Annotated in this window: 17 protein-coding genes and 2 pseudogenes; 8 read left to right on the forward strand and 11 right to left on the reverse strand. The window is 73.4% G+C overall.

Going from position 1 to position 24,932, the window contains the following annotated elements; all coding sequences use genetic code 11:
• Positions 1-32: 32 nt before the first annotated feature.
• The 7 genes from NEH16_RS23985 to NEH16_RS24015 are packed head-to-tail and all read right to left on the reverse strand — an operon-like array spanning position 33 to position 7,744.
• Complete coding sequence (locus NEH16_RS23985) at positions 33-845, reverse strand: HpcH/HpaI aldolase/citrate lyase family protein (protein ID WP_265544866.1); 813 nt, start codon at positions 843-845, stop codon at positions 33-35.
• Complete coding sequence (locus tag NEH16_RS23990; protein ID WP_265544868.1) at positions 842-2,041, reverse strand: CaiB/BaiF CoA transferase family protein; 1,200 nt, start codon at positions 2,039-2,041, stop codon at positions 842-844. Before NEH16_RS23990 ends, NEH16_RS23985 begins: the two co-directional genes overlap by 4 nt.
• Complete coding sequence (rbsK, locus tag NEH16_RS23995; RefSeq protein ID WP_265544870.1) at positions 2,038-2,922, reverse strand: ribokinase; 885 nt, start codon at positions 2,920-2,922, stop codon at positions 2,038-2,040. Before rbsK ends, NEH16_RS23990 begins: the two co-directional genes overlap by 4 nt.
• A complete protein-coding gene (locus tag NEH16_RS24000; protein ID WP_265544871.1) occupies positions 2,919-4,298 on the reverse strand; it encodes an ADP-ribosylglycohydrolase family protein in 1,380 nt (459 codons plus the stop codon). The genes rbsK and NEH16_RS24000 overlap by 4 nt, the downstream gene beginning before the upstream one ends.
• Positions 4,295-5,497 carry an ADP-ribosylglycohydrolase family protein gene (locus NEH16_RS24005; RefSeq protein ID WP_265544872.1) on the reverse strand — a complete coding sequence of 401 codons (1,203 nt, stop codon included), beginning with the start codon at positions 5,495-5,497 and terminating at the stop codon, positions 4,295-4,297. The genes NEH16_RS24000 and NEH16_RS24005 overlap by 4 nt, the downstream gene beginning before the upstream one ends.
• Positions 5,424-6,656: an ADP-ribosylglycohydrolase family protein gene (locus tag NEH16_RS24010; protein WP_265544874.1), complete on the reverse strand. Its 1,233-nt coding sequence runs from the start codon at positions 6,654-6,656 to the stop codon at positions 5,424-5,426. Before NEH16_RS24010 ends, NEH16_RS24005 begins: the two co-directional genes overlap by 74 nt.
• Positions 6,653-7,744, reverse strand: coding sequence for an ADP-ribosylglycohydrolase family protein (locus NEH16_RS24015; RefSeq protein WP_265544875.1), 1,092 nt, complete (start codon positions 7,742-7,744; stop codon positions 6,653-6,655). The genes NEH16_RS24010 and NEH16_RS24015 overlap by 4 nt, the downstream gene beginning before the upstream one ends.
• 281 nt (positions 7,745-8,025) lie before the next feature.
• Between NEH16_RS24015 and NEH16_RS24020 the strand changes: the two genes are divergently transcribed.
• The 3 genes and pseudogenes from NEH16_RS24020 to NEH16_RS24030 all read left to right on the forward strand — a co-directional run bounded on the left by NEH16_RS24020 (position 8,026) and on the right by NEH16_RS24030 (position 15,183).
• The gene (locus NEH16_RS24020; protein WP_073968247.1) at positions 8,026-8,760 is read left to right on the forward strand and encodes a VIT1/CCC1 transporter family protein; all 735 of its coding nucleotides are present in this window, start codon (positions 8,026-8,028) and stop codon (positions 8,758-8,760) included.
• 411 nt (positions 8,761-9,171) lie between these two features.
• Positions 9,172-13,730 (forward strand): annotated as a pseudogene (gene gltB / locus NEH16_RS24025) (glutamate synthase large subunit).
• Complete coding sequence (locus NEH16_RS24030; RefSeq protein WP_073968249.1) at positions 13,723-15,183, forward strand: glutamate synthase subunit beta; 1,461 nt, start codon at positions 13,723-13,725, stop codon at positions 15,181-15,183. Before gltB ends, NEH16_RS24030 begins: the two are co-directional and overlap by 8 nt.
• Before the next feature lie 118 nt (positions 15,184-15,301).
• Here the strand turns inward: NEH16_RS24030 and NEH16_RS24035 are convergent.
• Positions 15,302-16,521: pseudogene (locus NEH16_RS24035) on the reverse strand (SLC13 family permease).
• Between the two features lie 65 nt (positions 16,522-16,586).
• Here NEH16_RS24035 and NEH16_RS24040 point away from each other — a divergent pair.
• From NEH16_RS24040 to NEH16_RS24050, 3 genes are all read left to right on the forward strand, one after another.
• On the forward strand, positions 16,587-17,072 hold the full coding sequence (locus NEH16_RS24040; protein WP_073968251.1) for a pyridoxamine 5'-phosphate oxidase family protein: 486 nt from the start codon (positions 16,587-16,589) through the stop codon (positions 17,070-17,072).
• 206 nt (positions 17,073-17,278) lie between these two features.
• Positions 17,279-17,482, forward strand: a complete 204-nt coding sequence (locus tag NEH16_RS24045) for a cold-shock protein (protein ID WP_018104519.1) — start codon at positions 17,279-17,281, stop codon at positions 17,480-17,482.
• 88 nt (positions 17,483-17,570) lie between these two features.
• Positions 17,571-19,202 (forward strand): DEAD/DEAH box helicase, encoded by a 1,632-nt coding sequence (locus NEH16_RS24050; RefSeq protein WP_265544877.1) that lies wholly within the window; start codon positions 17,571-17,573, stop codon positions 19,200-19,202.
• Between the two features lie 25 nt (positions 19,203-19,227).
• On the opposite strand, the gene NEH16_RS24055 is transcribed toward NEH16_RS24050, so the two are convergent.
• Together NEH16_RS24055 and NEH16_RS24060 are read right to left on the reverse strand one after the other, a co-directional pair.
• Positions 19,228-20,112, reverse strand: a complete 885-nt coding sequence (locus tag NEH16_RS24055) for a hypothetical protein (RefSeq protein WP_265544879.1) — start codon at positions 20,110-20,112, stop codon at positions 19,228-19,230.
• Positions 20,113-20,184: 72 nt separating this feature from the next.
• Positions 20,185-21,963: a glycoside hydrolase family 35 protein gene (locus NEH16_RS24060; protein ID WP_265544881.1), complete on the reverse strand. Its 1,779-nt coding sequence runs from the start codon at positions 21,961-21,963 to the stop codon at positions 20,185-20,187.
• 124 nt (positions 21,964-22,087) lie between these two features.
• On the opposite strand from NEH16_RS24060, the gene NEH16_RS24065 reads away from it, so the two are divergent.
• Entirely contained in the window at positions 22,088-22,966 is an 879-nt protein-coding gene (locus NEH16_RS24065; RefSeq protein WP_073968255.1) for a helix-turn-helix domain-containing protein, read from the forward strand.
• Between the two features lie 19 nt (positions 22,967-22,985).
• Positions 22,986-23,324 (forward strand): chorismate mutase, encoded by a 339-nt coding sequence (locus NEH16_RS24070; RefSeq protein ID WP_073968256.1) that lies wholly within the window; start codon positions 22,986-22,988, stop codon positions 23,322-23,324.
• A 36-nt stretch (positions 23,325-23,360) separates the two neighbouring features.
• Here the strand turns inward: NEH16_RS24070 and NEH16_RS24075 are convergent, their stop codons facing one another.
• A complete protein-coding gene (locus NEH16_RS24075; RefSeq protein WP_265544884.1) occupies positions 23,361-24,785 on the reverse strand; it encodes an MFS transporter in 1,425 nt (474 codons plus the stop codon).
• Positions 24,786-24,932: the final 147 nt, after the last annotated feature.

Consider the following 24,932-nt stretch of genomic DNA (forward strand, 5'->3'; position numbering starts at 1 on the left):
TTGAGGACACAGCGGTCAGGTGGAGCGCCGGGTCACCGCTTCCGCTGGGCCAGCGCCAGCGTCCGCCGCGCCTGCGCAACCACGGCCGCGTCCACGAAGCGGCCGTCCGGGAGGGCCTGGGCGCCTGCCTGGTCGCGGGCCGCCTCCACGATCTCCCAGGCCGCTTCGACCTCCTGCGGCGTCGGGCGGTAGGCGCGTTCGATCACCGGGAGCTGGCGGGGATGGATCGCCGCCCGGCCCAGGAAGCCCAGGGCCCGGCCGTGCGCGCACGAGGACCAGAGGCCGTCCAGGTCCCGGACGTCCGCGAAGACGGACTGCGTCGGCGGGGCCAGGCCGGCCGCGCGGGCGGCGACCACCACCCGGCTCCGCGACCAGTCGAGCCCCGCGTCCTCCCGTACGCCGAGGTCGGCGCGCAGGTCCGCCTCGCCCAGGGCGATGGCGCGGACCTGGGGGTGGGCGGAGGCCACCGAGTACGCGTGCTCGATGCCGAGGGCCGACTCCAGCAGCGGGCACAGGGCCACCCCGGGGGCCCGCGCCGCGATGTGGTGGACGGACGCGGCATGGGTGATCTTCGGCAGCCGCAGCCCGCCGAGCCCCGGCAGCCCGGCCAGCGCCAGCACGTCCGCCTCGTCGTTGACCCGGACGTGCACCGGCGGCTCCGTGCCGGCCGGCGGGTCCGACAGCAGCTCCACCGTCGCGGCACGCGCGTACTCCTTGCGGTCGGGGGCGACCGCGTCCTCCAGGTCCACGATCACCACGTCCGCCCCCGAAGCGGCCGCCTTGCGCACGACGTCCGGCCGGTCACCGGGCACGTACAGCAGGGTGAGGGGGGCCGCCGCGCTCACAGCACCCGCTCCGCCCGCAGCGCCGAGATCTCGGGCCCGCTCAGCCCCAGCTCGGTCAGGATCTCCTCGGTGTCGGCCCCGTGCGGGCGGCCCGTCCAGCGGATCGCGCCCGGGGTCCGGGAGAGCCGGAAGAGGACGTTCTGCATCCGCAGCGGGCCCAGCTCCGGGTCGTCCACCTCGGTGACCGTGTCCAGCGCCCGGTACTGCGGGTCCTCCATGACGTCCCGTACGTCGTGGATGGGCGCGATGGCGGCCTCCGCCTTCTCGAACGCGGACAGGGCCTCCTCCCGGCTGTGCCGGGCGATCCAGTGGCCCACGGCCTCGTCCAGCTCGTCGCTGTGCTCGGCGCGGGTGGCGCCCGAGGCGAACCACGGCTCCTCGATCAGATCCGCCCGCCCGACCAGCCGCATCACCCGCTCCGCGACGGACTGCGCGGAGGTGGAGACGGCCACCCACTGCCCGTCCGAGGTGCGGTAGGTGTTGCGCGGGGCGTTGTTGCGCGACCGGTTCCCGGTGCGCGGCTGTACGTAACCGAGCTGGTCGTACCAGAGCGGCTGCGGGCCGAGCACGGTCAGGATCGGCTCGATGATCGCCATGTCGACCACCTGGCCCTCGCCGGTCCGGTCGCGCCCGGCGAGGGCGGCCATCACCGCGTACGCCGTGGCGAGCGCGGCGATCGAGTCGGCGAGGCCGAACGGCGGCAGGGTCGGCGGTCCGTCCGGCTCCCCGGTGATCGCCGCGAAGCCGCTCATCGCCTCGGCGAGCGTCCCGAAGCCGGGCCGGTGGGAGTACGGGCCGAACTGGCCGAAGCCCGTGACGCGCACCAGCACCAGACGGGGATTGACCGCGTGCAGCTCGTCGGGGCCGAGGCCCCACCGCTCCAGCGTGCCCGGCCGGAAGTTCTCGATGATCACATCGGTGTCCGCCGCCAGCCGCAGCAGCAGGTCGCGGCCCTCCGGGGCGGAGAGGTCGAGCGTCAGATTGCGCTTGTTGCGGCCGAGCAGCTTCCACCACAGGCCCACGCCGTCCTTCGCGGGCCCGTGCCCCCGCGAGGGGTCGGGACGGACCGGATGCTCGACCTTGATCACCTCGGCGCCGAAGTCGCCCAGCATGGTCGCGCAGAGCGGGCCCGCGAAGAGCGTGGCGAGATCGACCACCCGCAGTCCGGTGAGCGGCGGCGCCGCGGGGGCGCTCACGCGCCGTCGATTTCGCTGCGGTACGGCATGGAGACCGAGGCGCCCGGTTTCTGTACGCAGAGCGCGGCGGCGGCCGAGGCCCAGGCGACGGCCTGCGGGATCGGGCGCCCCTCGCCGAGCGCCACGGCGAGGGTGCCGACGAAGGTGTCCCCGGCGCCGGTGGTGTCGACGGCGGTCACGTCCGGGGCCGGGAAGTGGATGGTGCGGCTGCCCCGGGCCGCGTACAGGCTGCCCTTCGAGCCGAGCGTGATGAGCACCGCGGGGACCTGGCCGAGCAGGATCTCCGCCGCCGCGTGCGGGTCGTCGTAGCCGGACAGCTCCGCGGCCTCGTGCTCGTTGGGGACCAGCAGGTCGACGTGGTCCAGGAGTTCGGAGGGCAGCTCCTGTACGGGGGAGGGGGTGAGCACGGTCCGTACGCCCTGGGCGTGGCTGGCGCGGGCGCCCTCGATCACGGCGGACATCGGCAGCTCCAACTGGAGCAGCAGCAGGTCCGCCTCGGCGATGGCGGCCACCTCGCCCGGTCCGAGTGCGGTCATGGTGCCGTTGGCGCCGGGGATGACCACGATCGCGTTGGAGCCCTTGGCGTCGACCACGATGTGCGCGGTGCCGCTGGGGCCCTCGGCGGTGTGCAGCAGATCGGTGTCGACGCCGGAGTGCTCCAGGTTCTCCCGCATCCGTACGCCGTACTCGTCGTCGCCGACCGCGCCGATCATCAGCACGTCACCGCCCGCGCGGGATGCGGCGACGGCCTGGTTGGCGCCCTTGCCGCCGGGGATGGTGCGGAACTCCCGTCCGGTGACGGTCTGACCGCGCTCCGGGGCGCGGTCCACGTAGGCCACAAGATCCATATTGGTGCTGCCGAGCACCGCGATTCTGGTCATGGGCGGAGTGCCTCCTCGTGGGTGAGCCGGTGGGTCAGGGCGGCCAGGGTGTCGAAGCCGGTCCCGTCGAAACCGGGGACGGACGTGGCGAGCCGGTTCTTCAGCGGGGTGGTCCACCGGTCGGGCAGCGCGTCCGGCCGCCCGGCGAGCAGTCCGGCGAGCGAACCGGCGGTCGCGCCGTTGGAGTCGGTGTCCCAGCCGCCGGACACCGCCTTGCAGATGGAACCGGTGAAGTCGCCGTCGGCGTGGGTGAGGGCGGCGGCCAGCAGGGCCGCGTTGGGCAGCACATGCACCCAGTGATACCTGCCGTACGCCGCGTGCAGCCGGTCCACGACCGTATCGAAGTCCCGCTCCTCGCGGGCCGCCGCGATACCGTCCCGTACCGCCGCCGCGAACCGCGAGCGCGGCGGCACCACGCGCAGGCCGGTGGCCAGGCAGCCGTGCACATCGGTCTCGCCTGCGGCCGCCTCGGCCAGTGCCGCCGCCGTGAACATCGCGCCGTACACGCCGTTCCCGGTGTGGGTGAGGACCGCGTCGCGGTACGCCTGCTCCGCCGCGCCCGCCGGGTCGCCCGGCCGGGTCCAGCCGTGCACGTCGGCCCGGATCTGCGCGCCGATCCACTCCCGGAACGGGTTCCGGTGCCGGGCCGTGTCCGGCGGCTCGATGCCGTCGAGCAGATTGCGGTACGCGATCCGCTCGGCCGTGAACGTACGCCCCGCGGGCAGCTCGTCCAGCCACAGCTCGGCCAGGTCCCCCGTGGTGAACGAGGTGCCGTGACGCTGGATCAGCAGCAGCGCGAGCAGGGGGTGGTTGAGGTCGTCGTCCTCGGGCATCCCGTCGATGTTCTCGGCGAGCGAGGTGGGCGCGGAGCGCCGGTTCCACGGATAGGTGGCGGCCAGCGGGGCGGGCAGGCCCCGGGCGGTGAACCAGGTGTCCAGCGGCCAGTTGCCGGTGGCCCGGGCCAGGGCGCGGATGCCCTCCAGCGGCAGCTTCTCGACCGGTTTGCCCAGCAGGCAGCCGGCGGCGCGGCCCAGCCAGGCGGCGTGCAGCCGGTCCCGGCCGGCCGGCCGCACGTCCCGGTCGTGCGGCCACTGCGGGCAGGCGGCCCTGATCTCGGCCAGGCCGTCCGGCTCGTCACCGGCCAGCGGGGACTCCATCAGGGCGAGTTCGTCCAGGAGCCGTTCGGCGACCGCGCGCAGCCCGGGCGGGGCGCCGGGGGACGAGGCTCCGGCGCGCTCCGGGGCGGGGGAGCCGCCGGCCTCGTACCACCGGCGGGCGATGTCGCGCGCGTCGCGGCCGTCCTCGGCGGCCTGCCGCAGCTCGTGGCCCACCAGGTCCTCCGGCTGCACCCAGGTCACCCGCACCGCCGTGGTCACGGGGTGCCCGCCAGCGCGGCGAAGGCGGCCTCGTGGGCCCGGCGGGCGGCGGTGTCCCGGGCGAACGCCTCGCGGGCCACCTCGGCCAGGGTCCGGGCCGGGGCGCGCAGATCGAGGCGGCTGGCCTCCGCGACGGTGGCCGCCCAGTCGGCGGGGACGGCGCTCTCGCCGTGCAGGGCGCCCGCGAGCGCGCCGCTCATGGTGGCGATCGAGTCGCAGTCGCGGCCGTAGTTGACCGAGCCGAGCACCGACTGCCGGTAGTCCCCGTCGGCGGCGAGCAGCATGCCGAGGGCGACCGGCAGTTCCTCGATGGCGTGCAGCCGGGACGGGCGGCGGGCGCCGAGCGAGGGCGCGCGGTAGTCCGGGCCGACGGTGTCGAAGGGGGCGACGGCCGCGCGCAGCGGGACGAGCGCCGACTCGACGTCCCGGTGGCGGGATGCCGCCTCGCAGACGGCCTCGATCGCGGCGCGGGTACCGTCCTTGGCGAGGGCCAGGCACGCCTCCACGACCGTGGCGGGCGTCGCCCCGGGCGCGCAGGCCGCGGCGACCCCGGCCGCGAAGACGCCCGCCGCCTCCCTGCCGTAACTCGACTGGTGGGCGCCCGCGACGTCGATCGCCTCGGCGTACGCCGCCCGCGGATGGGCGGCGTTCACCAGACCGACCGGGGCCATGTACATCGCCGCCCCGCAGTTGACGATGTTTCCGGAGCCCGCCTCACGCGGGTCGACGTGCCCGTAGTGCAGCCGGGCGACGATCCACTTCTCCGCGAGGAAGACCCGCTGGAGCGGCAGCGCCTCGGCCTCCAGCTCGGGAATCCAGCGCGGTTCGCCGATCATCTCCGGTACGAGGTGGTCGGCGACCGCGTACGCGTCGAGGTGGCCGCGCACCTTCCCGTACACCCGGACCAGCGCGTGCGTCATCAGGGTGTCGTCGGTGACGTGCCCATCGCCCTTGTGGTACGGGGCGATCGGGCGGGCGGTCCGCCAGTCGTCGCCGTCCCAGGGGCCGACGATCCCGGTGATCCGGCCGCCGTGCCGGGCCGTGATCTGCTCCGGGGAGCGGCCCTCGACCGGGCCGCCCAGCGCGTCGCCGACGGCGGCCCCGACGAGGGCGCCGGCGATCCGGTCATCGAGCGTGGGCGTCGTGGCTGTCGTGGGGGAGGGGGACGTCGTGGGCGCCAGGGGCACGGTGGAAGTCATGTCCGAATTGTCCACCCGTGGGGGCCGGTTCCGTGGCTGCCAGCCGCCCGGCGAGTTCCAGCAGATCCGTCCCGGCGAACCGGGGCAGTGCGCAGCCGGCCAGGGTCCGGCAGGTCTCGCGCCAGCCGTCGGGCACGGAGCCGATGGTCCCCAGCGCCCCGGTGAGCGCCCCGGCCAGGGCGGGTGCGGAGTCCGCGACCCGGGACAGGCAGGCCGCCGCGGGCACGGCCTGCGCGATGTCGCCCCGCGACGCGGTGGCCAGGGCGAGGGCGACCGGTACGGTTTCGGCGGCGGCGATCCCGTAGCTGTAGACGTGGTCCACGATCTGGTGCTCCAGGACCGGGACGAGCGCGAAGGCCCCGGCCCGTTCCCCGGCGAACTCCCGGGCGATCCGCACCGCGTGGGCCGCGTTGCGGGCGATCTCGGTGCCGTCCGGGAGCTGGGCGAGCGCGGCGGTCACCGCCGTGTCCACGTCCGCCCCGCCCAGCGCCTCGGCGCTCGCGGCGGCCATCGCCCGCGCCCCGTGCACCCCGTCGCCGTCCTGCGTGAAGCGCGCGTCGAACTCCGCGAGTTCCGCCGCCGCGTGCGGGTCGCCCGGGTGGACGACCGCCAGCACGGCCGCCCGTACGCACGCCGCGTCGTCGAAGTAGTGCGGGTTGTCGTGCCCGGTGGCGGGCGGCCGCAGCCCGGCCGCGAGGTTCCCGAGCCCGGCCCGCACCGAGATCCGTGCCCGCAGGGGCAGCACGGCCGCCTCCACCTCGGTCGCGCGCGCCGCGGCGGCGGCGACCTCGGCGGCGAGGGAGTTCCAGGCCCCGGCGACGGCGGCGCGGACGTGGGCGTCGCGCGGTGCGGTGCCGGCGCCCGCCCCGGCCCGGGCCCGCCCGGCCGCCGCCAGCACGGTCCCCGCCGCGAACGCCGCCCACTCGGCGTCGTCCGACGGCCCGAGCCGCAGCGGCTCGGGCGGCTGGTTGAGCGCGATGGGCACGGGGAGCGTGGTCGTCGCGTTCTGCTCGGCGAAGGTGTCCAGCTCCCGGGTCAGCCGCCGGGTCCACTCCGGCATCCGCGCCGCCCGGTGCCGGGCCGCGGGCCAGCCGGCGGCGTCCCCGGCGGCCAGCCCGATGAGCAGCCCTTCGACGCGGGCGCGCCGGGTGCCGCTCATCGCCGCACCGCCCCTTCGCCACCGGGTTCTCCGTCCGCCGCCCCCGCCACCAGCAGGTCCGCCACGTCCGCTACGTGGTATCCCCGCATCGACGGCAGGCAGCTGCCGCGTACCGGGCCGATCGCGTCCGTCCAGAGGCGGGGGATCGCCGACGCGCCGTGCAGGGCGCCGGAGAGGGCACCCGCCACCGCGGCCGTCGTGTCGGCGTCGCGGCCCATGTTGACCGCCATCAGCACCGCCGTACGGAAGTCGCCGCGCGCCGCCGCGAACGCGCCGAAGGCGAGGCCGACCGCCTCCGGGGCCAGGTCCGTCCAGGGGTAGCCGCCGACCACGACGGCCGAGCGGACCGCGCGTTCGCCGGTGAGGCGGTCGGGGTACGGGCGCTGGGCCGCCGTCACCGCGCGGCGCAGGGAGCGGGCCGTCCAGGAGTCCATGGGGACGACCGAGAGCGCGGCGGCGATCACCGAGGTGACCGAGGCGCCGGTCATCGCGGCGGCCACCCCGGCGGCCACCGCCTGGCCGCCGTAGATGCCCTCGCCCTCGTGGCTGACCCGGCCGTCGACCGCGACCAGCCGGGCCGCCTCGGCGGGGCGGCCGGCCGCGAAGACGCCGAAGGGCGCGGCCCGCATCGCCAGGCCGTCGCTCCAGGCGTGCCGGTGCTGGGCGGAGATCGGCGCGGCCAGGCCCCGGCGCAGGTTCTCCAGCGTGCCGCGCTCGCTGAAGCCCGCGCCCCGGAACGGCCCCTCGTCCAGGTCGGCGATCCACAGCCGCCAGGCCCGTTCGACATCGGTGACGGTGAGCTCCGAGCCGTGCCGGGCCAGCAGCAGCCCGGAGAAGATCGCGTACTCCGTGTCGTCGGTGCCCGCCGGGTCGTCGCTGACGAAGCCCTCGATCCGGCCCCAGCGGCGGCGGATCTCGGAGGGCCGCATGTTCTCCGCCGGGGCGCCGAGCGCGTCCCCGACCGCGAGGCCGAGCATCGCGCCCCGGCCTCGGTCGCGGGGCCCGCCCGGGGCCGGTTCGTCCGGAGGCGGTGCCGTCTGTGTGCCGCCCGCCCGCGGCGCCGTCGGATTTCCTGCGACCGTCTCCATCGCGTCGACCCTTCGCTCGTACCGAGCCAGTACTCGTGCCTGTGGGATCCGTTCCACGCGGAGCCGCGACGAAGGCCGGTTATCCACACAAAAGGGCCACTCGGATGAAACCCTCCGGACAGCAAGGGAAGCCGTACCTATCCGGTTACGCAGGGTGGTAAGTACGGCCTGCCTTGCTGGCAGGAGCGATTTTTCGTGCGTATTTTCGATGGTGTCGAGCGGGGGCGGGCGGGCAGGAGGCCCGTCTCCGGAACACCCGGATCAGGGGAGAGGGATAAGCCGTGGCCATCATCGAGACGGACGCCGTACTGCACGAGGCGCACCGGGACAACCACACCCACCGTGACGTCAACGGCGGCTGGCTGCGTCCCGCGGTCTTCGGTGCGATGGACGGCCTCGTCTCCAACCTGGCCCTGATGACCGGCGTCGCCGGCGGCGACGTCTCGCACCGCACCATCGTGATCACCGGCCTCGCCGGACTGGCCGCCGGCGCCTTCTCCATGGCGGCCGGTGAGTACACCTCCGTCGCGTCCCAGCGCGAGCTGGTCGAGGCCGAGCTGGACGTCGAGCGGCGCGAGCTGCGCAAGCACCCCGTGGACGAGGAGCGGGAGCTCGCCGCGCTCTACGTCTCCCGGGGCGTCGAGCCCCCGCTCGCCCGCGAGGTCGCCCGCCAGCTCTCCCGCGACCCGGAGCAGGCCCTGGAGATACACGCCCGCGAGGAGCTGGGCATCGACCCGGGCGACCTGCCGTCGCCCCTGGTCGCCGCCTTCTCCTCGTTCGGCGCCTTCGCGCTGGGCGCCCTGCTGCCCGTGCTGCCGTTCCTGCTGGGGGCGAGCGCGCTGTGGCCGGCCGTGCTGCTGGCGCTCGCCGGACTGTTCGGCTGCGGCGCCGTCGTGGCCCGGGTGACCGCCCGCAGCTGGTGGTTCAGCGGACTGCGCCAGCTGGCCCTGGGCGGCGCTGCCGCCGCGATCACGTACGGCCTGGGCGCCCTGTTCGGCGTGGCGGTAGGCGGCTGACCCCGCCTGCTTCGTACGCGTAACGGGCCGGTTCACGCAATCGGCCCGTTACGCGTATGCCATGCGTGTGACGTACGTCTTGGCCCGCGCCCCTGGGCACGGCCGCACCGCGCACCGTAAAATGAGTCCCTATGCAGGGCTGCACATAAGTAGCCACTACCCGGCGGTTTCGTTTTCTCCGCCACCGGGCATGAGCCGTAGACACCGCAGGCAACGACGCCTGCTCTCCGCGTCTCCCGGGCGCCGATCCTCCGACAGCGACCCACTCCACCGTCGTCGACGGTGTCCGCATGTTGGAATGGTTCATCCGCTTTTTGAGAAGCGCCCCATCATGTAATCTGCACGAAATTTCGCAGAGGGCCAACGTCGTCCCTCGGCACTGCATATGCCACGACGACGACGGGAGAGCCGATGCGCACCGACGCCTGGTCGCCCATGGACGGTCGCCCCGCCCCCAGGGGATGTACGACCCCCGCAACGAGCACGACGCCTGTGGCGTGGGGTTCGTAGCCACTCTGACCGGTGTGCCCGGCCACGAGATGGTCGAGCAGGCGCTGACCGTGCTCCGCAACCTCGAACACCGCGGTGCGACCGGCTCGGAGCCCGACTCCGGTGACGGCGCCGGCATCCTGCTCCAGGTCCCGGACACGTTCCTGCGCGCCGAGGTCCCCTTCGCGCTCCCCGAGGCCGGCGCCTACGCCGTCGGCATCGCCTTCCTGCCCGCCGACGACTCCGCCGTCGCCGTCCGCGAGCTGGAGAAGATCGCCGGCGAGGAGGGCCTGACGGTCCTCGGCTGGCGCGAGGTCCCGGTCACCCCGGACATCCTCGGCAACGGCGCCCGCGCCACCATGCCCGAGTTCCGCCAGCTCTTCGTCGCGGACGGCGAGAGCTCCGGCATCGCCCTGGACCGCAAGGCGTTCCTGCTGCGCAAGCGCGCCGAGCGCGAGGCCGGGGTCTACTTCCCGTCGCTCTCCGCCCGCACCATCGTCTACAAGGGCATGCTCACCACCGGTCAGCTGGAGCCCTTCTTCCCGGACCTCTCCGACCCCCGCTTCGCCACCGCGGTCGCCCTGGTCCACTCCCGCTTCTCGACCAACACCTTCCCGAGCTGGCCGCTCGCACACCCGTACCGCTTCGTCGCGCACAACGGCGAGATCAACACGGTCAAGGGCAACCGGAACTGGATGAAGGCCCGCGAGTCCCAGCTCGCCTCCGGCCTCTTCGGCGACGCGCCGCTCGACCGGATCTTCCCCGTCTGCACCCCGGACGCCTCCGACTCCGCGTCCTTCGACGAGGTCCTGGAGCTGCTCCACCTCGGCGGCCGCTCGCTGCCGCACTCGGTGCTGATGATGGTCCCCGAGGCGTGGGAGAACCACGACTCCATGGACCCGGCCCGCCGCGCGTTCTACCAGTACCACTCCGCGATGATGGAGCCCTGGGACGGCCCGGCCTGCGTCACCTTCACCGACGGCGTCCAGGTCGGCGCGGTCCTCGACCGCAACGGTCTGCGCCCCGGCCGCTACTGGGTCACCGACGACGGCCTCGTCGTGCTGTCCTCCGAGGTCGGCGTCCTGGACATCGACCCGGCCAAGGTCGTCCGCAAGGGCCGCCTCCAGCCCGGCCGCATGTTCCTCGTGGACACCGCCGAGCACCGCATCATCGAGGACGACGAGATCAAGGCGTCCCTCGCCGCCGAGCACCCTTACCAGGAGTGGCTGGAGAGCGGCGAGATCGAGCTGGAGGACCTCCCCGAGCGGGAGCACATCGTCCACACGCACGCCTCCGTCACCCGCCGCCAGCAGACCTTCGGGTACACCGAGGAGGAGCTGCGCGTCATCCTCGCCCCGATGGCCCGCACCGGCGGCGAGCCGCTCGGCTCCATGGGCACCGACTCGCCGATCGCCGCGCTCTCGGCCCGCCCCCGGCTGCTGTTCGACTACTTCACCCAGCTGTTCGCGCAGGTCACCAACCCGCCGCTGGACGCCATCCGCGAGGAGCTCGTCACCTCGCTGCGCTCCGTGGTCGGCCCCTCGGGCAACCTCCTGGAGCCGGGCGCCGCGTCCTGCCGCAGCGTCGCGCTGCCCTTCCCGGTGATCGACAACGACGAGCTGGCCAAGCTCATACACATCAACGCCGACGGCGACATGCCGGGCATGAAGGCCGCCACGCTCTCCGGCCTCTACCGGGTGCACGGCGGCGGCGACGCCCTGGCCGCCCGGATCGAGGAGATCTGCACCGAGGTCGACGCCGCCATCGAGGACGGCGCCCGCCTGATCGTCCTGTCCGACCGGCACTCCGACGCCGAGCACGCGCCGATCCCCTCGCTGCTGCTCACCTCCGCCGTCCACCACCACCTCATCCGCACCAAGCAGCGCACCCAGGTGGGCCTGCTGGTCGAGGCCGGGGACGTCCGCGAGGTCCACCACGTCGCGCTGCTGATCGGCTACGGCGCCGCCGCGGTCAACCCGTACCTCGCCATGGAGTCCGTCGAGGACCTGGTCCGGGCCGGCACCTTCATCGAGGGCATCGAGGCCGAGGACGCCATCCGCAACCTGATCTACGCGCTGGGCAAGGGCGTCCTCAAGGTCATGTCCAAGATGGGCATCTCCACGGTCGCCTCCTACCGGGGCGCCCAGGTCTTCGAGGCGGTCGGCCTCGACCAGGCGTTCGTGGACCGCTACTTCAACGGCACCGCCACCAAGATCGGCGGCGCCGGTCTCGATGTCGTCGCCAAGGAGGTCGCCGCCCGGCACACCAAGGGCTACCCGGCCTCCGGCATCTCCGCCTCGCACCGGGCGCTGGAGATCGGCGGCGAGTACCAGTGGCGCCGCGAGGGCGAGCCGCACCTGTTCGACCCGGAGACGGTCTTCCGCCTCCAGCACTCCACCCGCAACCGCCGGTACGACATCTTCAAGAAGTACACGGACCGGGTGAACGAGCAGTCCGAGCGGCTGATGACGCTCCGCGGCCTCTTCGGCTTCAAGTCGGACCGCCCCTCGATCGACATCGAGGAGGTCGAGCCCGCCTCGGAGATCGTCAAGCGCTTCTCCACCGGTGCCATGTCCTACGGCTCCATCTCGCGCGAGGCCCACGAGACCCTCGCCATCGCGATGAACCAGCTGGGCGGCAAGTCCAACACCGGTGAGGGCGGCGAGGACGCCGACCGGCTCTACGACCCGGCCCGCCGCTCGTCCATCAAGCAGGTCGCCTCCGGCCGCTTCGGTGTCACCAGCGAGTACCTGGTCAACGCGGACGACATCCAGATCAAGATGGCCCAGGGCGCCAAGCCCGGCGAGGGCGGCCAGCTGCCCGGCCACAAGGTCTACCCGTGGGTCGCCAAGACCCGGCACTCCACCCCGGGCGTCGGCCTGATCTCCCCGCCGCCGCACCACGACATCTACTCCATCGAGGACCTGGCTCAGCTGATCCACGACCTCAAGAACGCCAACCCGCAGGCCCGCATCCACGTCAAGCTGGTCTCCGAGGTCGGCGTCGGCACCGTCGCGGCGGGCGTCTCCAAGGCGCACGCGGACGTGGTCCTGATCTCCGGCCACGACGGCGGCACGGGCGCGTCCCCGCTGACGAGCCTCAAGCACGCGGGCGGCCCCTGGGAGCTGGGCCTCGCCGAGACCCAGCAGACCCTGCTGCTCAACGGCCTGCGCGACCGCATCGTCGTGCAGACCGACGGCCAGCTCAAGACCGGCCGCGACGTCGTCATCGCCGCGCTGCTCGGCGCCGAGGAGTTCGGTTTCGCGACCGCGCCGCTCGTCGTCTCCGGCTGCGTCATGATGCGCGTCTGCCACCTCGACACCTGCCCCGTCGGCATCGCCACCCAGAACCCGGTGCTGCGCGACCGCTTCTCCGGCAAGGCCGAGTACGTCGTCAACTTCTTCGAGTTCATCGCGCAGGAGGTCCGCGAGCTCCTCGCCGAGCTCGGCTTCCGCACGATCGAGGAGGCCGTCGGCCACGCCGAGCTGCTGGACACCGACCGCGCCGTCACCCACTGGAAGGCGCAGGGCCTCGACCTCGCCCCGCTGTTCTACGTCCCCGAGCTGCCCGAAGGCGCGGTCCGGTACCGGAACACCGAGCAGGACCACGCCCTCGACAAGGCCCTCGACAACGAGCTGATCAAGCTCGCCGCCGACGCCCTCAAGGCCGACAGCCCCGAGGCCGCTCAGCCGGTCCGCGCGCAGATCGCGATCCGGAACATCAACCGGACCGTCGGCACGATGCTCGGCCACGAGGTCACGAAGAAGTTCGGCGGTGCGGGCCTGCCCCAGGACACCATCGACATCACCTTCACCGGCTCCGCGGGCCAGTCCTTCGGCGCCTTCCTGCCCAGCGGTGTCACGCTGCGCCTGGAGGGCGACGCCAACGACTACGTCGGCAAGGGCCTGTCCGGCGGGCGCGTCGTCGTCCGCCCCGACCGCGGCGCCGACCACCTCGCCGAGTACTCCACCATCGCGGGCAACACCATCGCCTACGGTGCCACCGGCGGCGAACTGTTCCTCCGCGGCCGCACCGGTGAGCGCTTCTGCGTCCGCAACTCCGGCGCCACCGTCGTCTCCGAGGGCGTGGGCGACCACGGCTGCGAGTACATGACCGGCGGCCACGCCGTGGTGCTCGGCGAGACCGGGCGCAACTTCGCGGCCGGCATGTCCGGCGGCGTCGCGTACGTCATCGACCTCGACCGCGACAACGTCAACGCCGGCAACCTCGGCGCGGTCGAGGAGCTGACCGACACCGACAAGCAGTGGCTGCACGACGTCGTGCGCCGCCACCAGGAGGAGACCGGCTCCACCGTCGCCGAGAAGCTCCTCGCCGAGTGGGACACCGCGGTGGCCCGCTTCAGCAAGATCATCCCGTCCACCTACAAGGCAGTGCTCGCCGCCAAGGACGCCGCTGAGCTCGCCGGTCTCTCCGAGCAGGAGACCACCGAGAAGATGATGGAGGCGGCGACCAATGGCTGACCCCAAGGGCTTCCTGACCACCGGCCGCGAGGTCGCGCAGACCCGCCCGGCCGGCGAGCGCGTCAAGGACTGGAACGAGGTCTACGTTCCCGGCTCGCTGCTCCCGATCATCAGCAAGCAGGCCGGCCGCTGCATGGACTGCGGCATCCCGTTCTGCCACAACGGCTGCCCGCTCGGAAACCTCATCCCCGAGTGGAACGACTACGCCTACCGCGAGGACTGGGCCGCCGCCTCCGAGCGGCTGCACGCCACGAACAACTTCCCGGAGTTCACCGGGCGGCTGTGCCCGGCGCCCTGCGAGTCGGCGTGCGTGCTCGGCATCAACCAGCCGGCCGTCACCATCAAGAACGTCGAGGTCTCGATCATCGACAAGGCGTGGGGCAACGGTGACGTGACCCCGCAGCCGCCGGAGCGCCTGTCCGGCAAGACCGTCGCCGTCATCGGCTCGGGCCCGGCCGGCCTCGCCGCCGCCCAGCAGCTGACCCGGGCCGGTCACACGGTCGCCGTCTACGAGCGCGCGGACCGCATCGGGGGCCTCCTCCGGTACGGCATCCCCGAGTTCAAGATGGAGAAGTCGCACATCAACCGCCGCATCGAGCAGATGCGCGCGGAGGGCACCAAGTTCCGCACCGAGACCGAGATCGGCCGGGACATCGACGCCGCGAAGCTGCGCCGCCGCTACGACGCCGTGGTCATCGCCGCCGGTGCCACCGTCTCGCGCGACCTGCCCGTCCCGGGCCGGGAGCTGAACGGCGTGCACTACGCGATGGAGTACCTGCCGCTCGCCAACAAGGTGCAGGAGGGCGACCTGACGGTCTCCCCGATCACCGCCGAGGGCAAGCACGTCGTCGTCATCGGCGGCGGCGACACCGGCGCCGACTGCGTCGGCACCGCGCACCGCCAGGGCGCCCTCTCCGTCACCCAGCTGGAGATCATGCCCCGGCCGGGCGAGGAGCGGAACGCCAACCAGCCCTGGCCGACCTTCCCCATGCTCTACAAGGTCACCTCCGCGCACGAGGAGGGCGGCGAGCGGGTCTACTCCGTCTCGACCACCCACTTCGAGGGCGACGAGGACGGCAACGTCCAGGCCCTCCACCTGGTCGAGGTGGAGTTCAAGGACGGTAAGCTGGAGCAGAAGCCCGGCACCGAGCGGGTCATCCCCGCGCAGCTGGTCACGCTCGCGATGGGCTTCACCGGCACCGACCAGGCCAACGGTCTGGTCCAGCAGTTCGGCCTGGAGCTCGACGAGCGCGGCAACATCGCCCGCGACCAGGACTACGCGACCAACGTCGACGGCGTCTTCGTCGCCGGTGACGCGGGCCGCGGCCAGTCCCTCATCGTGTGGGCCATCGCCGAGGGCCGCTCCGCGGCACGCGGTGTGGACCGCTTCCTGACCGGAGCCAGCGCCCTGCCGGCCCCGATCCGCCCGACGGACCGTGCCCTGACGGTCTGATACGGCACCCAGACGTCCCGCACAACGGCGTGCGGAACTGAACGCGGCGCCTGCCCGTCCCCGACCGGACGATTCGGCAGGCGCCGTGGCGCGTCCTGGGACAGGTGGCGCCGGGGGCTCAGACGGTCAGCGCCAGCGCGCAGGTCGCCGCCGCCGTCGCCGTCACCGCGAGGACCAGACCGGTCAGCGCGAAGCGCCGTACCCCGATGCGCGTCCCCTGGAACCGGCACCGCTCGAACCACAGCAGCGTCGCCAGCGACCCCCAGGGGTGACCAGCGGGCCCGCGTTGACCCCGATCAGCAGGGCCAGCAGCTGATGGTGGTTGCCCGCCGGAACGACCGCCTCGCCCGCCACGTACGCCGGGAGGTTGTTCAGTACGTTGGCGAGCCCGGCGCCCACCCCGGCGGTGCGCAGCATGCCCGCGAGGCCGTCGTCCGTGCCGAGCGCCCGCACCAGCAGCTCGTGCAGCCCGTGCGCGTTGACCGTCTCCACCACCAGGAACATCCCCGGCACCAGGACCAGCAGCCGCCACGGGATCAGCGAGAGCCGCAGCTCCTCGCGCCGCCGCACCGCGTACGCCGCCACCACGACCACCATCGCCACCAGCGAGGCCGACCACAGCGGCACGTCCACCACCAGGATCGCCAGCAGGAACCCGGCACAGGCCACCGAGCAGACCCCCAGCAGCACCCGGTCCTCGGGCGAGGGCACCGGCGGCGGGGTGTACGTGTCGGCGCCCCGCCGCCCCCGGCGCCAGTAGAAGACCCACAGGCACAGGGCCGTCATCGCGATCGCGGCCAGCTGCGGCAGCCACATCACCCCGGCCAGACCGGCCGGGGACAGCGCCACCCGGTCCGCCGCCAGCAGATTGGTCAGATTCGATACGGGGAGCAGCAGGCTCGCCGTGTTGGCCAGCCACACCGTCGTCATCGCCAGCGGCACCGCCGCGATGCCCACCCGCCCGGCCAGCGCCAGCATCACCGGGGTGAGCAGCACGGCCGTCGTGTCCAGATTCAGGGTGATCGTGGTCAGCGAGGCGAACGCCACGCACAGCCCGAACAGCAGCGGATAGCGCCCCCGCCCGGCCCGCGCCACCCACGCCGCGACCACGTCGAAGACCTGCGCCCGTCCCGCCAGCTCCGCCAGCACGATCACCGTCGCCAGGAACGCCAGCAGCGGCCCGATCCGCCGCAGCTGGTCCTCGGCCGGACCGGAGGGCAGCAGCCCCGTCGCCGCGAAGACCACCCCGAGCAGGAGCAGCCCTCCGGCCAGCCAGTCCAGGGGATGCAGCCGCCGCACCAGGGCACGCGAGCGCTCCGTGAAGTGATCGTTCCGCATGCGCTCATCGTGTCAGACCCGAATACCGGACAGAGGATGACGGGATTCTCCGGTTCCATGAGTCCATGACCACCAGCACCTGGACCGACTTCCGCACCGCCGAGCCCGACTTCGCCGACACCGTGCGGCGGAGGTTCGCGCAGTACAAGCACCATGTCCTCGCCACCCTCCGCAAGGACGGATCGCCCCGGCTCACCGGCCTGGAGGTGGACTTCTGGGAGGACGAGCCGCACCTCGGCATGATGCCGAACTCCCGCAAGGCCCTCGACCTGCGCCGCGACCCCCGCTTCTCTGTGCACGCCAACCCCGGCCCCGACGCCGAGATGGCCGACGGGGACGTCCGGATCTCCGGACACGCCGTCGAGGTCACCGACCCCGCCGTCCTCGCCCGTTTCATCGAGGAGCGCACCCCGCCCGAGCCGTTCCACCTGTTCCGCGTCGAGCCCACCGAGGTGGTGCGGGTCGGCCTGGAGGGCGGCGACACCATCGTCATCAGCACCTGGCGTCCGGGCCGCCCGCTGCGCACGATCCGCCGGGGCAACGACGGCTGACCGGACCGCCTCCCGACATCCGGCGGCAGCTCGTGCTACGGTGGTCGTGTTGCAGTTTTGGTACCCATGAACTTTATGTGCGCCTGACGGGAATGCTTCGTCAGGCGCTTTATTGTTTTCCGGCTTTCTCCGGATGGGGCTCAATGCGGCGACTTGGAATTCGTAAAGTGCGAATTTCCGGCACTGCACCTCCTTAGGAGATCGACATGGCTACTGGAACCGTGAAGTGGTTCAACTCTGAAAAGGGCTTCGGCTTCATCGAGCAGGACGGCGGCGGCGCCGACGTCTTCGCCCACTACTCGAACATCAACGCCCAGGGCTTCCGTGAGCTCGTCGAGGGCCAGAAGGTCAGCTTCGACGTCACGCAGGGCCAGAAGGGCCCGCAGGCGGAGAACATCGTCCCGGCCTAATTTTCGCCGGACGCGTACCTCGCAGCCGGGGCCCGCACCGTCAAGGTGCGGGCCCCGGCTCGTGCTGTCCCAGGAGGACAATCCCGATATGACCCGCTCCGAACGCCAGGACCGTCCCGCCCGCAACCGCCCGTCCAGGGCGCGCGGCACGGACCGGGCACAGGCAACCGCACAGGGTTCCGGCAAGGGAACCGGAAAGGCGTCGCCCCGTCGCAGGGCCACGCCGCCGCAGGGCGAATTCGCGCTGCCCGAGACCATCACCCCCGCACTGCCCGCCGTCGAGGCGTTCGCCGAGCTGGACATGCCCGCAGCCCTGCTGAAGACCCTTGCCGCGCAGGGCGTGACCGAGCCGTTCCCGATCCAGGGCGCCACGCTGCCCAACTCGCTGGCCGGCCGTGACATCCTCGGCCGGGGCCGCACCGGCTCCGGCAAGACCCTCGCCTTCGGCCTCGCGCTCCTGGCCCGCACCGCCGGCCGCCGCGCCGAGCCGAAGGCCCCCCTGGCCCTCGTGCTCGTCCCGACCCGCGAGCTCGCCCAGCAGGTCACCGACGCGCTGACCCCGTACGCCACCTCGGTCAACCTGCGCCTGGCCACCGTCGTCGGCGGCATGTCGATCACCCGGCAGTCCGCCACGCTGCGGCGCGGCGCCGAGGTGCTGGTCGCGACCCCGGGCCGACTCAAGGACCTCATCGAGCGCGGCGACTGCCGACTGGACCAGGTCGCGATCACCGTCCTGGACGAGGCCGACCAGATGGCCGACATGGGCTTCATGCCCCAGGTCACCGCCCTGCTCAAGCAGGTCGAGGCCGACGGTCAGCGGATGCTGTTCTCGGCGACCCTGGACAAGAACATCGACCGCCTGGTCAAGATGTTCCTGACCGACCCCGTCGTGCACTCGGTCGACCCGTCCGCCGGTGCGGTCACCACCATGGAGCACCACGTCCTCCACGTCCTGGACGAGACCGACAAGAAGGCCGTCGCGACGCGGATCGCCGCCCGTGAGGGGCGCGTGATCATGTTCGTGGACACCAAGCGTGCCGCGGACCGCTTCGCCAAGCGGCTGCTCGCCAGCGGGGTACGCGCTGCCGCGCTGCACGGCGGGCGCTCGCAGCCGCAGCGCAACCGGACCCTGGACCAGTTCAAGAACGGCCAGGTCACGGCTCTCGTCGCGACGAACGTGGCCGCGCGCGGCATCCATGTCGACGACCTCGACCTGGTCGTCAACGTGGACCCGCCCACCGACCACAAGGACTACCTGCACCGGGGCGGCCGCACCGCCCGGGCCGGGGAGTCCGGCAGCGTGGTCACCCTCGTCCTGCCCGACGAGAAGCGGGACATGACCCGGCTGATGCGCGACGCGGGCATCGCCCCGCGCACCACGCGCATCCGCTCCAGCGACGAGGAGCTGACCCGCATCACGGGCGCCCGTGAGCCGTCCGGCGTCGCGGTGGTCATAGAGGTCCCGCAGCCGACCCAGCCGAAGCCGAGGCCGGCGGGAGCCCGCTCGGGCAGCCGCGGGCGGGGCCGGGGGCCGGGGCGTCGCGCAGCGCCGGTGCGTCGCGGGGCGCCGGTGCCTCCAGGGGCGCCGGTGCGTCCAGGGGCACCGCGCAGCGCAGCCGCCGCGCCGCGTAGCACTTCCGGGGGCGCTGCCCCCGGACCCCCGCTCCTCAATCGCCGGAGGGGCTTGATTTTGGCGACCGGTCACGTCGGAGGGGCTTGATTTGGCCCCTCCGGCGCCTGACCGGTCACGTCGTGCAATCCAGCACCGCGCGGCACAGCGCGCACCGCACCCGCACCCGTCCGCGCACGGGCACCCGGTTCCGCTGGTGGCAGACCGGGCACGGGAACGCCACCCGCAGCCCGTCCGCCGCCGCCTCGAAGGCGTACGACCCCTCGGGGCCCCCGGACGCGGCCCGCCGGTCCCGGGCGTACCGCCGCCGCCCCGCCCACCCCGCAGCCGTCAGCGGCGGCTGCCCCGCATCGCGCAGGGCCCGCGCCCGGCCCTCCGTGTACGCGGTGTACGCCTGCGGACTGGTGAACCACGGCGAGGGGTCCTCGCCGAACACCAGCGCCCGCTTGGCCAGCACGTACCCGAACTCCTCCGGCGTCAGGTACCCCAGCTTCTGGCTGGACGTCGCGTCCTCGCGGAACGCGTCGAGGAGCAGCCACCCCGCGCCCAGGTAGGCCGCCGCCGTGTCGGTGAGGATCTCGTTGTCGCGGGTGCCGGGGAACTCCAGGCCCAGCCGGTGCAGCAGGACATGCGCCACCTCGTGCGACAGGGCCGCGCCGATGTCCCGGCGATGGGTGCGGAAGCGGTCGTTCAGCTCCACGAAGTACTCCGGCCCCGCCGCGAGTTCGACGCTGCCCGCGTGCTCCATCGACCGGAACGCCACGATCACCCGGGCGTCCGGCAGCCGGTAGTGGTGCACCATCGCCCGCGCCACCCGCTGCGCGCCCAGGTGCAGGTCGTCCGCGTCGGCGAACGCGGCGTCGACCGGGGCGAGGCTCGTCGCGAACCGCTGGACGCCGTCCGCCGACAGCCTCCGGTACAGGGCGGTGATCGCCGAGCGGACCGTCTCCAGATGCGGGAAACCGTGCTCGACGGGGCTGCGGCGGAGGCCGTCCGGCATGTCCGTACCCCCGCTCCTCGCTCCGGGCCCGACTCCTCACCAATGTAGACCGGGCAGGGCGTCCCGAGGTTGTCAGCCGGTACGCACCGGCAGACCCGGGCCCAGCTCCACGAACGGCGCGCCCGCGCCCTCCGTCTCCAGCACCCACACCTCGTTGACCCCGTCCCGCAGCACCGGACCCGGCACGTACAGCGTGTGCTGCGGGCCCGCCGCCCAGTACCGGCCCAGGCAGAATCCGTTCACCCAGACGAACCCCCGCGTCCAACCCGGGAGTTCGAGCCCCGCGTGGTCCGCCCCGGCCGCCAGTTCGAACGTGCCGCGGTACAGGCCCGTCCCGCCCTCCCCGCCGACCGGCGCGAACGGCACGCCCGCCACCGCGCCCGGCTCCTCGAACGCGTCCAGCCGCAGCGCCCGCGCCCGCACCCCGTGCAGATACTGGCGCTCGTGGAGCACGCCCCCGGTGATGCCCTTCGGCTCGCCCAGGCGCGGCCCGTAGTTGACCCGGCCCAGCGACTCCACCCACAGCTCCACATCGGCGGGCCCGGCCACCGGCTCCGCCAGCGCGGCGGCCCCCTCGCTCAGGACACCCCGGCGCACCCCGTCCACGTACACCACCGCACGGTCCCGCAGTCCCGCGACGGCCAGCGTGTACGGGCGGCGCGGACCCGGCACGGCGACCCGGTAGCGGACCAGGCCGCGGTCCACCCCCAGCTCCTCGAACGTCGGCGGCACCCCGGACTCCGCCGCCTCCTCGTCGCCCAGCGCCTCCAGCACCGTGTGCAGCGGCGCCCACTCGGTCAGCTCCGCCCGGACCGGGGCGGCGAGCCCGGCCGGCTCCGGCGGCAGCGGGGGCAGCGGGCCGTCCGCGTACCCGGCGAGGACCTTCCGGAACAGCCGGAACTTCTCCGTGGCCCGGCCGTACTCGTCGACCGGCGCGTCGTAGTCGTACGACGTCACCGTCGGCAGCAGCTCCTCGTCCTGGAGCGGCCCGGAGCGGTTCGCGCCCGCCCAGCCCGCGAAGTTGGTGCCGCCGTGCGCCATGTAGACGTTCACCGACGCCCCGCACTCCAGGATCTCCGCCAGCGCACCGGCCGCCTGCGCCGGATCGCGTACGACCGGCGGCGCGCCCCAGTGCTCGAACCAGCCGCACCAGAACTCCATGCACATCAGCGGACCCGACGCCTGGTGGCGGCGCAGCACCCGGAACGCCTCGCGGGCGCCCGAACCGAAGTTGGCGGTGGCGAGCAGGCCGGGCACCGAGCCGCCGGTGAGCATGTGGTCCTCCGGCCCGTCCGAGGTGAACAGCGGCACGTCCACCCCGTACGCGCGCAGCAGCTCCGCCACCCGGCGCAGATAGACCGCGTCGGTGCCGTAACTCCCGTACTCGTTCTCGGCCTGCACCATGATCACCGGGCCGCCGCGGCCGATCTGCCGCTCAGCGACCTGCGGCAGCAGCTCCGCGAACCAGGTCCCGACCGCGTCGAGATACCCCTCGTCGCGGGTCCGCACCCGCCGCCCGAACCGGCCGGTCACCCAGGCGGGCAGCCCGCCGTTCTCCCACTCCGCGCAGATGTACGGGCCCGGGCGCACGATCGCCCACAGGCCGGCCCGGTGCGCCGCGTCCAGGAAGCGGCCCAGCGCCCCGGTGTCCCGGAAGCGGCCGGGCCGGGGCTCGTGGAGATTCCACGGGACGTACGTCTCCACGCAGTTCAGGCCCATCGCCCGCAGCATCGCGAGCCGGTGGTCCCACTGGCCCTCGTGCACCCGGAAGTAGTGCAGGGCCCCGGACAGCAGCCGTACGGGCTTCCCGTCGATCCGGAAGCCGTCGTCCCCGACGGTGAAGTCAGCCATGGTGCCCGTTCTCCTGATGCGCGGAATGTCTCGGTCCAGCCTCAGCCCTGGCGTGCGGCCGGTCCATGGACAAAGATCTTGGCTGTTTGGACGCGCGTTGCCCGGACCGGGAGAGAGGGAGCCCATGTACCACACCTGGATGCGCTTCTTCACGCCCAGCCCGCTCCACCACCGCCTCGGCCTCGTCTGCCTCGGCGTCGGCCTCCAGCACGGCACCCTGCCGACCGTCGGGCCGCGCACCCTGGACCACCATGTGGCCGTCGTCGTCCACTCGGGCAGCGGCTGGTTCGCCGGGCCGGACGGGCGGCGGGTCCCGGTCACCGCGCCCAGCCTCATCTGGCTGACCCCGGGCACCCCGCACCACTACGGCGCCGACCCCGCGACCGGCTGGGACGAGAGCTTCGTCGACTTCACCGGGCCCGCCACCGCCACGTACACCGAACTCGGCTACATCGAGCCCGACCGCCCCCTGGTCCCCCTCGCCGACACCGCCGCCCCGCGCGCCGCGATCGGCCGGATGGTCCGGGCCGCCCGGCGCGGCAACCCGCTCCTGGAGGTCGAGACCGGGGCCGCCGTGCACGAACTCCTCGTCGCCCTGCGCCGGGCCCGCGCCGACGTCGGCCCGGACGGCGACCCGGTGCTCCAGGCGCTCGCCCGGGACGCCTTCCAGCCGCTGTCGGTCGCCGAGCACGCCGCCCGGCACGGGATGACCTCGGCCGAACTGCGGACGGCGGTGCGCCGGGGCGCGGGATGCAGCCCGAAGGACTACCTCCTCACCATCCGGCTGGGACGCGCCAAGGAACTCCTCGCCACGAGCGACCTGCCGGTCGCGGCCGTCGCCCGCCGCGTCGGCTACGACGACCCGGCCTACTTCTCCCGGCTCTTCGCGCGGCGCGTCGGCATCGCCCCGGTCCGCTTCCGCGAACAGCAGGGGCGTACGGTCCCGGGCGGCTGGAGCGACCGCGTCCCGGACCCCGAACACCCGCCGACGATCTCCTCGTAGCCCCGTAAGCTCGCTGCCCATGACCACGAACGACATCGACGCCTCCGTACGCGTCGAACTCGACCGGCTGCGCCAGAGCATCGACAACATCGACGCCGCCGTCGTCCACATGCTGGCCGAACGCTTCAAGTGCACCCAGCAGGTCGGCCACCTCAAGGCCGCCCACCAGCTGCCCCCGGCCGACCCGGCCCGCGAGGCCCGTCAGATCGCCCGGCTCCGCGAGCTGGCGGAGAGCGCCCACCTCGACCCGGCCTTCGCCGAGAAGCTGCTCAACTTCATCGTCGCGGAGGTCATCCGCCACCACGAACGCATCGCGGAGGAGTCCGCGAACGGCACGGAGGCGGCCGGGGGACGCTAGCCTCCCCGGCCGCCTCCGCGCGCCCACGCCCGCCCGTCAGGGCGAGATCTCCTCCAGCGGCCGGTTCGCCGTCTCCTCCGCCAGGGTGCCGGCGACCACCGCGCCGAGCACCGCCACCGCGGCGAGCATCACGAAGACCGCGACGACGCTGTCGTTCGCCGCGTAGACGAGGCCGACCAGGATGGGGCCGAGGATCACGCCCAGGCGGTTGACCGCGCCGCCGACGCTGCACCCGAGCGCCCGCATCCGGGTCGGATACAGCTCCGGCGTGTACAGGTACAGGCAGATGTTGGAGCCGAAGAAGCCGACCGCCGACAGCGAGGTCCAGATCAGCACCTGGACCGGGGAGCCGGCGCCCAGCGCGGCCAGGGTGAGCAGCAGGGCCGCCGAGGCGCCGAGGCAGATCGCGAAGACCTTGCGGCGGCCCAGGACGTCCACCGTGAGCGCCACGATCAGGCAGCCGAGCAGCCCGGCGACCGAGGTCACCGTGGAGTAGAGCAGGGCGTCGGAGAGGCCGAGGCCGTACTCGTCCTTGTAGATGCTCGGCAGCCAGGACGTCACGCCGTAGTTCACGAAGTAGCCGGTGAACCAGATCGCGCCGACGACCAGCGTGCGGCGCCGGTAGCGGCCGGTGAACAGCCCGCGCAGGCCGGTCGCCGCCCGCTCCGCGTCGGTGGTGGCCGTTGCCTTCTCCGGGGTGCTCGCGGCGCGCGGCGCGGGCAGCGGCTGCCCCGTCGCGGCCGCCACCTTCGCCTCGATCCCGGCCATCACCGCTTCCGCCTCCGCGAGCCGCCCCCGGTCCGCGAGCCAGCGCGGGGACTCCGGGACGCGGCGCTGCACCAGGAAGGCCAGCAGGCCGGGGACGGCGGCGACCACGAACATCGTGCGCCAGCCCGCCGCCGGGACGACCCAGGCGGCGACCAGCGCGCCGACGGTGAGGCCCGCCGGAAAGACCAGTTCGTACAGCAGGACGAAGCGGCCGCGCTTGAAGCTGCGCGTGATCTCGCTGATGAAGGCCGCCGCCACCGGCACCTCGCCGCCGATCGCCAGCCCCTGCGCGAACCGCAGCGCCAGGAACGGGGTGAGCGAGGTGCAGGCGGTGAGGGCCAGGCTCACCAGGCCCGAAACGGCGATGCAGTACGCGATGACCTTCACCCGGCCGTAGCGGTCGGCCAGCCGCCCCGACAGCAGGGCGCCGACGAGCATGCCGACCGAGCCGACGGTCAGGACGGCCGTGGCGTCGCCGGTGCTCAGCTGCCACTCGTCGCGCAGCTCCGGCAGCGCGTAGGCGATCAGCAGCTGGTCGAACGCCTCGAAGAAGGTGACCACGCCCACGATCAGGCGGACGGTGACGTGCCAGCGGGAGGGCGGCAGCCGCTCGAACCGGGCCGCTATGGCGGTGCGGGTGGTGCCGGAGGGCGAGGGGCCCGGCGCGGCGTCCTGTGAGATGTCGGTGCTCATCCAGGGTTCCTCCTGCTCCGCGGGGGCCCGGAGCGGTTGGGGGAGCCAGGTGTACGTGTATGCAGAGGCTGCGGTGGGCCGAGCGTACGGGTGGGGGAGCGGTACGCGGTGCCCGTGAGGCGGTGACATCGCCCACGAACCTCTGTA

The sequence above is a fragment of the Streptomyces drozdowiczii genome, from assembly GCF_026167665.1.
Lineage (GTDB): Bacteria > Actinomycetota > Actinomycetes > Streptomycetales > Streptomycetaceae > Streptomyces > Streptomyces drozdowiczii_A.